Here is a 13,652-nt window from a genome sequence, read left to right as displayed (position 1 = left end):
GTCGGGCGGCCGGTAGGACCGGCCGCCCGACGGTGTCGCCCCGGGGGGGTGCGGGACGGCGGGCAGCCTTCCGCCCGCCGTCCGACTACGGCGCGATGGGGAGCTGGCGCTTGTGCTCGGTGGCGCGGTAGCGGTTCACGATGATGTCGAAGGCCCGCCCGTCCACCGGCTTGCCCTCCAGGAAGTCGTCGATGTCGTCGTAGGTGACGCCGAGCGCGTCCTCGTCGGCCTTGCCCGGGTCGAGGGTCTCCAGGTCGGCGGTCGGGGTCTTCCAGACCAGCTCGGCGGGCGCGCCCAGGGCGTCCGCGACGGCGCGCACCCGGCGCTTGGTGAGTCCGGTCAGCGGGACCAGGTCGGCGGCGCCGTCGCCGAACTTGGTGAAGAAGCCCGAGACGGCCTCCGCGGCGTGGTCGGTGCCGACGACCAGGCCGTTGTGGGCCCCGGCCACCGCGTACTGGGCGATCATGCGCTGGCGGGCCTTGATGTTGCCGTGCACGAAGTCCTGGTGGTGGGCGTCCCGGAAGGGCACGCCGGCGGCGAGCGAGGCCTCCAGCGCGGCGTCGCTCGCGGGCTTGATGTCCACGGTCAGCACGTGGTCGGCGCGGATGAAGGAGAGCGCGAGCTGGGCGTCGTGCTCGTCGCCCTGGACCCCGTAGGGCAGGCGCATCGCGTGGAACCGCGCCTCGTGCCCGGCGGCCCGGGCCCGCTCGACGGCGAGCTGGCAGAGCCGGCCGGCCGTGGTGGAGTCGACGCCGCCGCTGATGCCGAGCACCAGGGAGCGCAGGCCGGTGGACACCAGCCGCTCGGTGAGGAAGGCCACGCGGCGCTCGATCTCCCGCTCGGCCTCGAAGGCCTCGGTGACCTGGAGCTCGCGGGCGATCTCCTGCTGCAGGGCCCTGGTGGCCGACTCGCTCACGTCTGTTTCCTCACTTCTGCTTCTCGGTTCGCCGGACGGTGCCGCATCCACGTCCACCGTATCCGGGACGTCGTCCGGCAGGTCGGCGCGGGGCTCCTGCTGGCGCCGGCCGGGCCTGCGCGGGGCATGCGTTTCGGGGTCGGCGGCGGGCGCGGCCATCGCGCTCATGCATCAGTGCGCGCCTGCAAGTGATGCCGTGTGCAAGCGAGGCGGCGAGGGGCGTTTCGGGAGGCATCGGGCGGGGCGTGGCAGGACGGGCGGTGGCGGGCCCCGGTGCCTCCGTCCGGCGGTGCGGTAGGGTGGCTGACGCCGAGTATGACCGCGCATCAGGGAGGTGAGACCCATTACCGGAATGTCCGAGCGGGTGCTCCCGGAGCGCGGCCGTGCGGGCGCCTCGCGCGCGTAGCGCGCTGACGCGCCGGTGCGGCGTCGGCCCTTGCGGGAGCCCTGACGGAGTCGTTCTCCTCCGTTCACCCTCCTCCCGTCTTCCCCAAGGGGTTGTCTTGCCGGTTTTCTCCTCCGCCACCCTTCGTTCCGCGGTGGTCTCCCGACTGCGCGCCGCCGGTTGCGTGTTCGCCGAGGACGAGGCACGGATCCTGCTCACCGCCGCCGCCTCGCCCGCCGATCTGGCCGCAAAGGTGCGGGCCCGCGCCGAGGGGCGTCCACTCGAACACGTCGTCGGCTGGGCCGAGTTCGCCGGTCTGCGGATCGCCGTCGACCCGGGCGTCTTCGTCCCGCGCCGGCGCAGCGAGTTCCTGGCGGCGGCCGCCACCGCGTTGGCCGGCCCGCCCCGGGGCCCGGGCGCCGTCGTGCTCGACCTGTGCTGCGGCAGCGGCGCGCTGGGCGCCGCCGTGGCCGCCCGGGCCCCGCACCCGGTCGAGCTGTACGCCGCTGACATCGACCCGGACGCGGTCCGCTGCGCGCGCCGCAACCTGGCCGGGGCGGGGGCGCGGGTCCACCGGGGCGACCTGTTCGACGCCCTGCCCGCCGGGCTGCGCGGCCGGGTGGACGTGCTGATCGCCAACGTCCCGTACGTCCCGACCGGCGACCTCGCGCTGCTGCCGCCCGAGGCCCGGCTGCACGAGGCCCGGCCGGCGCTCGACGGCGGCGCGGACGGCCTGGACGTGCTGCGCCGGGTGGTCGCGCAGGCGCCGGCCTGGCTGGCGGCGGGCGGGTCGCTGCTGTTCGAGACCAGTGAGCGGCAGGTGGCGACGGCGCTCGCGGTGGCTCGGGCGGCCGGGCTGGCGGCAGAGGCCAGCCAGGACGAGGACCTGGACGCCACGGTGGTGACCGCGACGGCGGGCTGAGCTCCCCCTGCGATACCCGGCGAGCCCCGGCCACCCTTCCCCCGTGAGGGTGGCCGGGGCGGCTCAGATGCGGGTGCCGTACACGTGGTCGACCGCGAAGGAGAGCAGCACCCGACGGTCGGAGACCATCACCTCGCGGTACTCCCTCCAGTCGGGGTGCTCCCCGGCGGCGCGGCGGTAGTACTCGACCAGCGCGTCGACCTCGGGGCCGTCGGGGTCGGTGCCCGGGCCGGAGAGGGTGGCGACGCCCTCGGCGGTGACCCAGGAGCGTCCGTCCGGCCCGGTCACCTCCAGGCTGACCCGGGGGTCCCGGCGCAGGTTGACGGTCTTGGCCAGCCCCTCCCGGGTGGAGACCAGGACGACGTTCGCCTCCCGGTCGTAGAACGGCATGACGGGGGAGAGCTGGGGCCGGCCGTCGGCCTTGATGGTCGCGAGGATGCCGAGGCGGCTCTGCGCGAGCAGCGCGTACGGGTCGAAAGCTGTGGCGGTCATGGGAGCATCATCGGCCTTCACACCGGTGTGAAGGTCAAGGCGCGGCAGGCGTGTTGCCCGCACGGCGGACATCCTGGCCCGAGCGGCGGAACGGTGGGCGAAGTCCGGGAATCGGGTGTGCCGGCGGGCGCGGAGGTCTAAGGTCGGGCCGACAGAACGTGACGGCTCCGTCACTCGTCCGTGACGGGCCGTCGGCGCAACCGTCGTCCGAACCGAGGGGACGCCGCACGATGGCACGCGAACGCAAGCCCGTGGAACTGCTGGAGTTCTCCGACGACCTCCACTACGAGGACGTCACCCCGCTGCGGGCCTTCCTGACGGCCCGCCTCGGCGAGCTGGTCGAGGCCCAACCCGAGGGCAGCGGCGCCCGGTTCGCCGCCGAGCGGCTGGCGGCCATCACGCAGTACGACTGCATCTTCCTGTCCGACATCCTCTGCGCCTGGGAGGACGCGGTCCTGGAGGGCCGCGGCAACGAACCCGGGTGGACGCAGCGGATGCGGCAGGACGCGATGATCTGGTGGGACCGGCTGTGCCGGACGGCGGGGGAGTTCCGCGACCACCCCGACCACCGTCCCCGGTGGCGCCCGCTGCGGTTCATGAACCTCGCGCACGCGGAGTTCCTGGACGGCCTGACCGACCAGGCGGGCGGTGTGTACGGCGACGGGGCGCACCCCTGACCGTCGTCGGGGTGCAGCCCTGGGGCGTGGACGGGGTGTCCCGTCCCTGGCTGCCGACGGGGTGCCGTCCGGTCCGAAACCCCTTGGACGGGACGGGGGCCGGCTTGCTGGAATGGGAGACGGCCCCTGTCGGATGTCGGAGTCGAAGGGATGCGGCGATGACCGAGATCAGGCCGCACCTGTCGGTGCGCGGCCTCACCGACGCGGACCTGCCGTCCTGCGGCTGGGCCGGATCCGCCAAGCACGTGCGCGAGCTCGTCCACCAGAGCCGCCGCGCCGAACTCGGCGTCGAGGAGAGCAACCCGCGCGCCCGTGCCCTCTACGAACGCCTGGGCTACCGGGCCTTCGGCCGCGAACCCGGCTCCTGGGATGTGGAGGCCGAGGACGGCTCGCTCCAGCGGTACGGGACGATGTGCACGCTGATGTGCAAGGACCTGACGTGACGCTGGATTTCGAGGCGATCGTCGCCGCTGCGGCGGCCGACCCGGCCGTCGTCGGGCTCGTCCTCAAGGGCTCCCGGGCCCACGACGGCATGACCACCCGTCACTCGGACCACGACCTCTACGTGATCCTCGACGACGGTGCCTCCGCCTCCGCCTCCGCCTCTGCCGGCGGAGACGGAGACGGCGACGCGGCGAGCGGGCTGGCCGCGCTCGACGGCTACCGCTCCGCGCGGCTCGACCTGGTCGTCACCACCCTCGAACGGTTCCGCCGGCCCGCCGACTGGGAGCGGTACGCCATCTCCCGCTCCCGGGTGCTGCTCGACCGCCGCGACGGGCAGGTCGCCCGGATCGTCGCCGCGATGGGGCGGCTCGATGCCGAGGAGGCCTTCCGGTCCGGCGCCGCCCTGGTGGACGCCTACGCCAACTCGCTCTACCGCTCGGTCAAGAACCACCGCGACGGCAACCCGCTCGCCGGTCACCTCGACGCGGCCGCCGGTGTCGGCTTCCTGCTCGACCTGCTCTTCGCCCTGGACCGCCGGCCGCGCCCTTACAACAAGTACCTGGCCTGGGAGCTCGACCGGTTCCCGCTGCCCGGCTGGGACGGCGCCGCGCTGCTGGACACCGTCGCCCGGATCACCGCGACCGGCGAGGTGGCGCCGCAGCAGCGGCTCTTCGCCCGGGTCGAGGCGGCTGCCCGGGCCGCCGGCCACGCGGCGGTGCTGGACGCCTGGGGCGAGGACCTGCTGTTGATGCGGCCCGACCCGGACTCCCCGGGCGACCAGTCCTCCTGAGCCGGGCCGACCGGCGGATCGGGTGCAGCGGTTCAGGACGTCCTCCGAGAGTTGTGTCAGTGGTGGTTGCTACGGTCCGGACATGAGCAATCGAGTGCCCTTCACGGGTGAGGAGAAGGAAAGCCTTCTCGCGGCGCTGGACCGGCACCGCGACGCGGTGCTGTGGAAGCTGGAGGGCCTGGACGACGAGCAGCTGCGCCGTCCGATGACGCCGTCGGGGACGAACCCGCTGGGGCTGCTGAAGCACCTCGGCGGCGCCGAACTCGGCTGGTTCCGGCAGACGTTCGGGCGCGACACCGGGCCGCTGCCGTTCGACGTCGACGCCGACGACAGCTCCGACATGCGGGTGGAGCCGCACGAGTCGACGGCCGACATCCTGGCGTTCTACGCCCGGGCGCGGGCCGATGCGGACGAGGTGATCGGAGAGCTCGCGCTGGACGACCTCGGCACCTCCTGGTCCGGCAACTCGGTCTCGCTGCGCTGGGTGCTGATCCACATGACGACGGAGACGGCGCGGCACGCCGGGCACCTCGACATCCTGCGGGAGTTGATCGACGGCAGCACCGGGGACCACGACCGGAGCTGAGCCGGGAGGCGTCGGGGCCTGACAGGCCAGCTCCCTGACAGGCCGGCTCCCTGTCAGGGCAGGTTCCGGACAGCCTGCGCCAGGGCCGCCGCCGTGCGCCGGACGTCCGCCTCCGTGGTGCGCCAGTTGCTGAACGCCGCGCGCAGGGCGGGCAGGCCCGCGTAGTGGGTCGGGGTGACGAAGGCCTCCTCGGCCAGTCCGGCGGCGAGCGCGGCGAGGCGCTCGGCGGTGGGGTCCGCCGCCAGGGTGAAGCAGACGACGTTCAGCCGGACCGGGGCGAGCAGCCGGAGGCCGTCGATCCGCTCGACCGCCTCGCCGAGCGCCCGGGCGCCCGCGATGTTGCGCTCCACGATCTCCCGGTGGCCGGAGCGGCCGTACGCGCGCAGCGTGAACCAGGCGGCGAGGGCGCGCAGCCGGTGCGAGTTCTCCGGGGTGAGGTGCACCAGGTCGGGGTGCTCGCCGAGCGGGCCGAGGTAGGCGGCGGAGTTCCGGAACACCCGGGCCTGCAGGTCGGGGCGGCGGGTGAACTGCACGGCGCTGTCGTAGGGCACGTTGAGCCACTTGTGCAGGTCGGCGCAGACCGAGTCGGCGAGGTCCAGGCCGGCCACCAGCTCCGCGTGCTCCGGCGACAGCGCGGCGAAGGCGCCGAAGGCGGCGTCCACGTGCAGCCAGAACCCGTACCGCTCGCGCAGCTCCGCGATCGCCCGCAGGTCGTCGAAGTCGACGGTGTTGACCGTGCCCGCGTTGGCCACCACGACGCACGGCCCGCCGGACTCGGCCAGCGCCCGCTCCAGCGCGGCCACGTCCACCGCCTCCCGGTCGGGCAGCAGGGGTACCGGCCGCAGCGCCGTCCGGCCCAGGCCCAGCACCGACAGGGCCTTGGCGACGGACGAGTGCGCGCCGCCCGACAGCACCCGGACCAGGCCGAGCGCCCCCACCCCGTCCTCGGCGACGTCCACGCCGAGCCGCTCGCCCAGCCACTCGCGGGCGATGGCCAGCCCGACCGTGTTCGACATGGTCGCGCCGCTGACGAAGGTGCCGTGGTGCGCCTCGGACAGCCCGAACAGCTCGCGCAGCCAGCCGACCGTCTCCCGCTCCAGGTGCTGACCGGCCGGATCCAGCGAGGAGTTGGAGTTCTGGTCGACGGCGGCGGTCAGCCAGTCGCCCGCCAGGGCCGCCGGGGTCGCCCCACCGGTCACGAATCCGAAGTACCGCGGCCCGGCACTCGCCGACAGCCGCGGCTCCCAGCGCTCGGCGAACTCCGCCAGCGCCGCCGGCAACCCGCCACCCGCCGGCAACCCGCCATCCGCCGCGGCGAGCCGCGCCGGGCGGCCGGGCCCGGCACCGGACGCCGCCGCCTGCGGGAGTACCGGCCGCCCGTCCAGGCCGCCGAGGAAGGCGAGGGCCCGCTGCCGGGTTTCCTCCAGGAGTTCGGGCAACCGTCCGAGATCGGCCGCGAGTTCGGGGTGCATGAGGGTCTCCGGGGATTCTCCGTCGATCTGCTGTGCGCCCGAGGCTAGTGCGCGGTATCCGGGCCGTCCCGGGCCAATCCGCTACGGGTGGCCTGGCCCGGGCGGGGGCGAGCCCGTCGTGCCCCTGCTGCGGGCGGTCCGCCGGGGCGGCCAGCGGCTCTGCTCGGTCCTGCTCCGTCCTGCTCCGTCCTACTCGGTCCTACTCGGTCCTACTCGGTCCGCAGCGCGGTGGCGGTCCGCGACCGGGCCGCCCAGCCGGCCGGCAGCAGTGCGCCGAGCAGGGCGATCACGATCCCGCCGGCCAGCAGGGGGATGAGCAGCCCGGTGGTGTAGACGTGGGACACGCTCGGCGGCACGTGCCGGCCGATCGCGTTCCCCATCGGGGTCAGCGTCGCCTTCTCCACCGCGACCCCGAGCGGGACGCCGATCAGCCCGGCGATCAGGCCGGTGAGTGTCACCGAGGTCAGGACCATCGCGACGGTCTGCTTGGGCGTCATCCCGAGGGCCTTGAGGATCCCCAGATCGTGGACCCGCTCCCGGGTGTCCTGCACCACCGTGCTCAGCACCCCGAGCGCGGCGACCGCGATCATCATCAGCGTGAGCGTGGCCACCAGGGCGCCCATGGTGATCACGATGATGTTCTTGCCCCCGCCCGAGCTCGGCTGGACCGAGGCGTTCAGCGGGGACAGCGCGGCGGCGGCCGAGGCGGACCAGTCCGATCCGTTGACGTCGTCGGCCAGCTCGACGTTGAACAGGTCGATGTGCGGGGTCAGACCGGCGGCGGTGAAGGTGGCCGCATCCGTCATGACGGTGTAGTCGCCCTGGTTGGTGTCGAAGTTGACGCCGACGACCTTCAGCGACAGCTGCTTGTTCTGCTGCACCACGGTGACGTCGTCACCGACGTGGATCCCCACCGTCGTGGCCAGCTTGTCGCCGACCACGGCCTCGCCGGGCGCCGAGTACCAGCGGCCGGACAGCAGCTCCAGGTGCGTCCAGGAGAAGTCGCCGGTGACCGTGAACACCTTCGGAGGTTCGCCGCCGGGCGGGGCGCCGACCATGGTCGCGCCGCTGTCGCCCCAGCCGAACGCGGTCTTCGTGCCCGGGATCCCGGCGAGCGCGGCGGCCACCTTTGCCGCGTCCAGGTGCGGGTTGCGCGGGTCGTTGGGGCCGTAGAGATCCCAGGGCACGCCCACGTCGGCCGTGGGTATCACGAACTTCGACGCGACGTTGAAGCCTGAGGTGCTGGTGTCCAGGTACCTGTTGAACCCGGACTCCAGCCCCACCGCGAACGTGGCACTCACCACGCCGAACAGCACCGCCGCACCGACCAGTACGGCCCGGGCCGGCCGGGCGAACGGCTGGGCCAGCCCCAGCGACACGGCCCGGGGCAGCGGCAGCCGCGAGGCAAGGCGCTGCGCCGCCCGACCGCCCCCGGCCTCGGGGGCGCGGCCGACCGCCAGGGCCCGCACCGTCGGCATCCGGCCGGCCCGCAGCGCTGGGATCAAAGCCGTGACGCCGACGATCAGCAGGGTGCCCAGCGGCACCACGGCGCTGACCCACAACGGGATCGTGGCACCGGCCGCGCCGAGCTGCTTGGTGGCCCCGTCCAGGATCGGCACTGCCAGGAGGTTGCCGAAAACCGTGCCGAGCAGCAGGCCGAGTGTCGCCGGGATCATGGCCTGCGCGGTGTAGGCGCGGGCCACCTGCGAAGGGGTGAAGCCCAACGACTTCAGGATCCCGATGCGCCGGATTCCCGAGGCCACGGCCCCGCTGACCACGATCGAGATGATCAGCACCGACATGAACAGCCCGAGGATCCCGAAGGCGATCAGGAAGGGCACGTAGGCCTTGGCGTTGCCGGTCGCCTGCTGCTCCGCGGTCAGGTACGACTGTCCGGCCTCGACCGAGCCGGCCGGCGCGGCGGCGGCCACCGCCTGCTTGTCGGTGGCGATGTCGGCGTCGGTCCCGGCCTTGGCGAACCGGTAGAGCATCTGGACGTCGGACGTGGCACCGGCGGCGGTGAGCCGCGCGAAACCGTCGGCGGTGGCGAAGGCGGTCGCGCTGTCGGTCACCGAGCCGCCGAAGCCGACGACCAGATACGACGGCTTGCCCGGCAGGGAGGAGAACACCACCGAACCGCCGAAGCAGTCGGCGGCGAAGTGGTGCCAGGGCAGGGCGATCTCGCCCGGGCCGGTCGGCCAGCGCCCCTGGGTCAGCGCGAGCTGGTCCATCCCGGAGGTGCTGCCCAGGTCGGGCCGGGTGGTGACGGTGATCGGACCGTTGTCGTGACCGGCCCAGTCCTTCGTGGAGCAGTCCGTGCCGATCGTCGTGTCCAGGGCGGCGGCGACCGGGTAGGGCCCGGCCGCCTCGGTGACACCGGCGGCGTGCGCGGTGGCGGCGGCCTGCGCGGCCGTGGTCTTCGAGCCGTCGAACTGGACCGCCAGGTGCGCCCCGTTCCGCGCACCGAAGGCGTGGTCGAACGGGGCCTGCACGACGGCCAGCAGGCCGAGGGAGAGCACTGAGGACGTCACCGCGGCGAACGTCGTCAGCGCCATGACGAGGGACTGGATCCGACGACGGCCCACGCCGGAGCGTACGACCTTGCCCAGGGCGCTCACCGGACCGCTCCCGCCGAGCTGTTGACGGTGGCGCCGCCGACCGTGTTGGCCACGTCCCGGGCCACGGCACCGTCCACCAACTCGATCGTGCGGCGCGCGGTGCTCGCGGCCAACCGCACGTCGTGGGTGACCAGCAGGATGGTCTGGCCGTCGCTGTTCAGGTCCAGCAGCAGCTCGCGCACGTCCTCGGCCGAGCTGGAGTCCAGGGCGCCGGTCGGCTCGTCGGCCAGCAGCAGCGCCGGCTCGTTCATCAGGGCCCTGGCCACCGCCACCCGCTGCCGTTCCCCGCCGGACAGCCGCTGCGGATAGGCCTTGACATGCCGGTCGATGCCCAGCGACTCGAGCAGCTCGACGGCCCGCCGCTTCGCTTCGCGCTTGCCCATCCCGGCCAGCTGCGCCGGAACCATGACGTTGTCCAACACGGTCAGGTCGTCCAGCAGGTTGAAGAACTGGAAGACCATGCCGATGGAGGCCCGGCGGTACCTCGCCGAATCGGCCTCGCCGAGCTGGTCGACGCGGGTGCCGTCGACGGTCACGGTGCCACTGGAAGGCTTGTCCAGACCCGCGATCAGGTTCAGCAGCGTGGACTTGCCACTGCCGGAATGGCCGAGGATCGCCACGCACTCACCAGCCGCCACGGACAAGGTGACGCCGGCCAGTGCGGGCGGGCCGTCGGCGTACTTCTTCGTCGTGTCGCGAAGATCGATCATCGGTGCGTTCGTCATGACCACGAACCTAGGAACGGACCACGATCCACCGCGTCGGCCGACGGATGTCACCTCTTCCCAGGCCGTCGGCCAGGGGGCGTATCCGGCGCATCCGGCGTACATCCCCGGGGCGACGCGCGGAGCCGACGCCGCTGAATACGATCTCCGCATGGAACAGCTTCTCCAGCGTCTGTCGACATCGAAACGCGTGACCTGGCTGACGTCACAGGCCGTGGTACTGGCCACCGCCTGCTTGTACGCGCTGATGCTCCCCTTGACGATGCCGACCCCTGAGAACGGCCTGTTCCGGTTCCCCGACCTCGAGCCCGCCCAGATGGTCGGTCTGTACATCGTCCTCGCCCTGCCGGTTCTGCTGGTGCGCCGCCTGCCGGCGGCGGTCTTCGCGGCGGTCCTGGGCGAAACGGTCCTCGGCGACGCTTTCGGCGCGCGGCCCTCGATCGTGTTCGTCCTGCTCGTCGGCTTGGGCGGGTACCTCGCCGTCCGGCGGCCCAAGGCTGCCGCCGTCGGCTCCGTCGCGGGCGTCGCGGCCGCGCTCGTCAACGACCTCCACACCCGCGAGCAGTCCGTCGGCGACGCGGTCCAGTGGGCCGGGGGTTTCGCGTTGTGGTTCGCGGTCGCGTGGGTCTTCGGCGGGGTGTACCGCAAACGCCGCGAATACCTGGAAGCCCTGCACGAGCAGAGGGCGGCCCGCGTTGTCATGGCCGAGCGGCTGCGGATCGCCCGCGAACTGCACGACAGCGTCGCGCACAGCATCGGGATCATCACGGTGCTGTCGGGAGCGGCGGCGCGGGTCGTGGAGAGCAAGCCCGAGCAGGCGCGGCAGGCGCTGACCGGCATCGAGACCACCAGCCGGGAGACGCTGCTGGAGCTGCAGCGCATGCTCGGGGCGCTCCGCCGCGCCGAGCCGGACGACGCCATGCCGCAGGCCGCTCCGCTGGCGCCGGCCGGCAGCCTGGCCGACGTCCCGCAGCTCGCCGAACGCACGGCCGGCGCCGGGGTGCGGGTCCAGGTGACCTGGCGGGGCGAGCGGCGGCCGCTGCCGCCGGAGATCGAGCTGTCGGCGTTCCGGATCGTCCAGGAGTCGGTGACGAACGTGGTGCGGCATTCCGGTGCGCGGACGTGCCGGGTCGCGGTCGGCTACGAGCCGGAAGGGGTGACGATCGAGGTGGTCGACGACGGGGACGACGGTCTCGGCGGGCCGGGCCGTCCGAGGCTCTCGGCGGCGGTCGGCGGGAGCGGCTTCGGCCTGCTCGGCATGCGCGAGCGGGTGACCTTGCTGTCCGGCCAGTTCAGCGCCGGCCGGCGTCCGGAGGGCGGGTTCCGGGTGGCTGCGAGGCTTCCGGCATGAGCGAGCGAAGCGAGCTCACCGTCAACAGGTGCGCGTGCGCGAAGCGCTCGCCGAGCGTCAGCGAGGTGGGCGCATGAGCGTGCGGGTACTGCTGGTCGACGACCAGCCGCTGATGCTGGTCGGGCTCGGGATCCTGATCGGCGACACCGACGACCTGGAGGTGGTCGGCGAGGCCGGCGACGGCCGCGAGGCGGTGCGCCTGGTGCGTGAACTGCGTCCGGACGTCGTGGTGATGGACATCCGGATGCCGGGCATGGACGGGATCGAGGCGACCCGGCAGGCGACCGCCGAGCCGGACCCGCCCAAGGTCCTGGTGCTGACGACCTTCGACCACGACGAGTACGTCTACGGCGCACTGCGCGCCGGGGCCAGCGGATTCCTGCTCAAGAGCATGGCCCTGGACGCGATCCTGGAAGCGATCCGCGTGGTGGCCGCGGGCGACGCGCTGATCGCACCGAGCGTGACCCGACGGCTGATCGCGGACTTCGCCGGAACTCCCGGCCCCGCGGCCCCCGAACCGGACGCCGGGCCCGCCGTCGACTTGAGTCCGATCGCGGGGATCACCGACCGGGAGCGCGAGGTGCTGGCACTGGTCGGACAGGGACTGTCGAACGCTGAGATAGCCGAGCGGCTGGTGATCAGCGCGGCGACCGCGAAGACCCATGTCGCGCGTCTGTTCGCCAAGCTCGAAGCTCGGGACCGCGTCCACCTGGCGATCATCGCCTTCGAAACCGGACTCGTGCCGCGTAGACGGTAGAGGCCGATGGGAGGGGCGGACGGTAGGGGCAGGATCAGATGAACGATCGCGACCACGGGTCCGCCGCGTTCCGGACGCGCCGTCACACCCCCGGTCGCAGCAGGACCGGGCATCGGGGCGTACCTGTCGCTCGCGCCGCCGCCGCCAGTGCCGCCGGAGGACCGGGCCGGGACACTACCGCGCCGACTGGTCGTCAGGCTTCCGGCGGCCGGGGAGTTCGGCGCGGCGGACGGCGTCGGAGGTGAGGGCGGCGATCGCGCTCAGGCCGGCGAGGGCGCCGCAGGCGAGGAAGACGGGGGCGGCTCCCCAGGCACCGATGGCGGCGCCGACCAGGGGGTAGCTCAGCGGGGCGAGGCCCAGCATGGTCAGCATCACGACGGAGGTGACCCGGCCGAGGTAGGCGGGGTCGGTCGCGGTCTGGATGAGGGCGCTGCCCAGGCCGCCGGAGACGCCCGCGCACAGGCCGACGGCGGCGGCCAGGACGGCGACGGTCCACAGGCTCGGGACCAGGGCCATCGCCGCCGCGCCGGTGCTGGCCCCGAACAGGGTGCCCGCCATGGTCAGGCCCGCCCGGGGCAGGCGGCCGACGACGGTGAGCAGCACGGCGCCGGCGGTGGCCCCGGCGCCGAAGCAGGCGACGATCCAGCCGTAGCCGGACGGGCCCCAGCCGCGTTCGGCGTTGAGGAGCACCATGCCGACGTTGAGGGTGCCGGTGAGGCCGAGTTCGCAGACGGCGCCGACGGCGACCAGCGGGCCGATCAGGCGGTGGCGGCGCAGGTAGCGCAGGCCGTCGAGGAGGTCGGCGCGGGCGCTACCCGGTTGGGGCGTCCCCTCGGCGGCGGGTGTGTCGAGGGGCCGGACCCGGACGGTGAGCAGAAGCGGCAGGGAGAGCGCGAAGAGCAGGCCGGCGACGCCGAACGCGGCCGCCGGGCCGCCCAGGCCCATGGCCAGGCCGCCGAGCGGCGGGCCCGCGATCTGGCCGACGCGCATCGACAGCGAGCGCATACCGGTGACCCGGGTCAGCTGGTCGGGCCCGGTGATCCGGGGCGGGAGGGCGCCGACGGCGGGGACGAACAGCGCGTCCACCGCGCCGAAGACGAGCGCCACCGTGACCAGCAGCCAGAGCGCGGGCGTGCTCAGGGCGATGCCCGCGGCCACCGAGAGGATGAGCAGACAGCGCAGGGCGTCGCTGCCGAGGATCACCCGCCGGGGGTCCAGCCGGTCGGCCAGTACGCCGCCGCCGAGCATCAGCACCGCGCGGGGGAGCGCCCCGGCGGCCATCACCAGGCCGACCTCGGTGGGGCCGGCGGCCCGCTGGGCGGACCAGCCGAGGGCGACGAAGTAGACGCTGTCGCCGATGAGCGAGGCGGTGTAGGCGGCGAGCCAGCGCAGCACGTTGGCGTCGCGGTGGGCGGGCGGTGCGGCGGGTGGTGTGGCGGTCTGGACGGCGCTCTGGACGGTGGGGGTCGCTTCCGCGACGGCCATGAGGGGCTCCGGTCGTCTCTGTGGGGGTGGAG

Annotated in this window: 13 protein-coding genes; 7 read left to right on the top strand and 6 right to left on the bottom strand. The window is 73.6% G+C overall.

Annotation, left to right across the window (positions count from 1 at the left end):
- Nucleotides 1–85: 85 nt before the first annotated feature.
- A complete protein-coding gene (nadE, locus tag ACYP53_RS21095) occupies nt 86–916 on the bottom strand; it encodes an ammonia-dependent NAD(+) synthetase (RefSeq protein WP_459648511.1) in 831 nt (276 codons plus the stop codon).
- 503 nt (nt 917–1,419) lie between these two features.
- Here nadE and ACYP53_RS21090 point away from each other — a divergent pair.
- Nucleotides 1,420–2,223: a putative protein N(5)-glutamine methyltransferase gene (locus ACYP53_RS21090; protein WP_459648510.1), complete on the top strand. Its 804-nt coding sequence runs from the start codon at nt 1,420–1,422 to the stop codon at nt 2,221–2,223.
- A gap of 63 nt (nt 2,224–2,286) precedes the next feature.
- On the opposite strand, the gene ACYP53_RS21085 is transcribed toward ACYP53_RS21090, so the two are convergent.
- Nucleotides 2,287–2,715, bottom strand: a complete 429-nt coding sequence (locus ACYP53_RS21085) for a PPOX class F420-dependent oxidoreductase (protein ID WP_189914468.1) — start codon at nt 2,713–2,715, stop codon at nt 2,287–2,289.
- Between the two features lie 230 nt (nt 2,716–2,945).
- Here ACYP53_RS21085 and ACYP53_RS21080 point away from each other — a divergent pair, with 230 nt between their 5' ends.
- From ACYP53_RS21080 to ACYP53_RS21065, 4 genes are all read left to right on the top strand, one after another.
- Nucleotides 2,946–3,392, top strand: coding sequence for a hypothetical protein (locus tag ACYP53_RS21080; RefSeq protein WP_189914466.1), 447 nt, complete (start codon nt 2,946–2,948; stop codon nt 3,390–3,392).
- 158 nt (nt 3,393–3,550) lie between these two features.
- Entirely contained in the window at nt 3,551–3,835 is a 285-nt protein-coding gene (locus ACYP53_RS21075; RefSeq protein ID WP_459648509.1) for an N-acetyltransferase, read from the top strand.
- Nucleotides 3,832–4,626 (top strand): hypothetical protein, encoded by a 795-nt coding sequence (locus ACYP53_RS21070; RefSeq protein ID WP_459648508.1) that lies wholly within the window; start codon nt 3,832–3,834, stop codon nt 4,624–4,626. Before ACYP53_RS21075 ends, ACYP53_RS21070 begins: the two co-directional genes overlap by 4 nt.
- Nucleotides 4,627–4,708: 82 nt before the next feature.
- Nucleotides 4,709–5,212: a DinB family protein gene (locus ACYP53_RS21065; protein WP_459648507.1), complete on the top strand. Its 504-nt coding sequence runs from the start codon at nt 4,709–4,711 to the stop codon at nt 5,210–5,212.
- Nucleotides 5,213–5,265: 53 nt separating this feature from the next.
- Here the strand turns inward: ACYP53_RS21065 and ACYP53_RS21060 are convergent, their stop codons facing one another.
- The 3 genes from ACYP53_RS21060 to ACYP53_RS21050 all read right to left on the bottom strand — a co-directional run bounded on the left by ACYP53_RS21060 (nt 5,266) and on the right by ACYP53_RS21050 (nt 10,027).
- Nucleotides 5,266–6,684 (bottom strand): pyridoxal phosphate-dependent decarboxylase family protein, encoded by a 1,419-nt coding sequence (locus ACYP53_RS21060; protein WP_459648506.1) that lies wholly within the window; start codon nt 6,682–6,684, stop codon nt 5,266–5,268.
- 209 nt (nt 6,685–6,893) lie between these two features.
- On the bottom strand, nt 6,894–9,302 hold the full coding sequence (locus ACYP53_RS21055; RefSeq protein ID WP_459648505.1) for an ABC transporter permease: 2,409 nt from the start codon (nt 9,300–9,302) through the stop codon (nt 6,894–6,896).
- Nucleotides 9,299–10,027, bottom strand: a complete 729-nt coding sequence (locus ACYP53_RS21050; RefSeq protein ID WP_459648504.1) for an ABC transporter ATP-binding protein — start codon at nt 10,025–10,027, stop codon at nt 9,299–9,301. Before ACYP53_RS21050 ends, ACYP53_RS21055 begins: the two co-directional genes overlap by 4 nt.
- Before the next feature lie 151 nt (nt 10,028–10,178).
- Between ACYP53_RS21050 and ACYP53_RS21045 the strand changes: the two genes are divergently transcribed.
- Both ACYP53_RS21045 and ACYP53_RS21040 read left to right on the top strand, forming a co-directional pair.
- Nucleotides 10,179–11,378, top strand: a complete 1,200-nt coding sequence (locus tag ACYP53_RS21045; protein WP_459648503.1) for a sensor histidine kinase — start codon at nt 10,179–10,181, stop codon at nt 11,376–11,378.
- 73 nt (nt 11,379–11,451) lie between these two features.
- On the top strand, nt 11,452–12,135 hold the full coding sequence (locus ACYP53_RS21040) for a response regulator (protein ID WP_189914457.1): 684 nt from the start codon (nt 11,452–11,454) through the stop codon (nt 12,133–12,135).
- A 174-nt stretch (nt 12,136–12,309) separates the two neighbouring features.
- Here ACYP53_RS21040 and ACYP53_RS21035 read toward each other — a convergent pair whose 3' ends face one another.
- A complete protein-coding gene (locus ACYP53_RS21035) occupies nt 12,310–13,620 on the bottom strand; it encodes an MFS transporter (protein WP_459648502.1) in 1,311 nt (436 codons plus the stop codon).
- Nucleotides 13,621–13,652 lie beyond the last annotated feature (32 nt).

It is taken from the genome of Kitasatospora sp. Ki12 (assembly GCF_054601375.1).
This window is presented reverse-complemented; position numbering and strand designations above follow the sequence as displayed.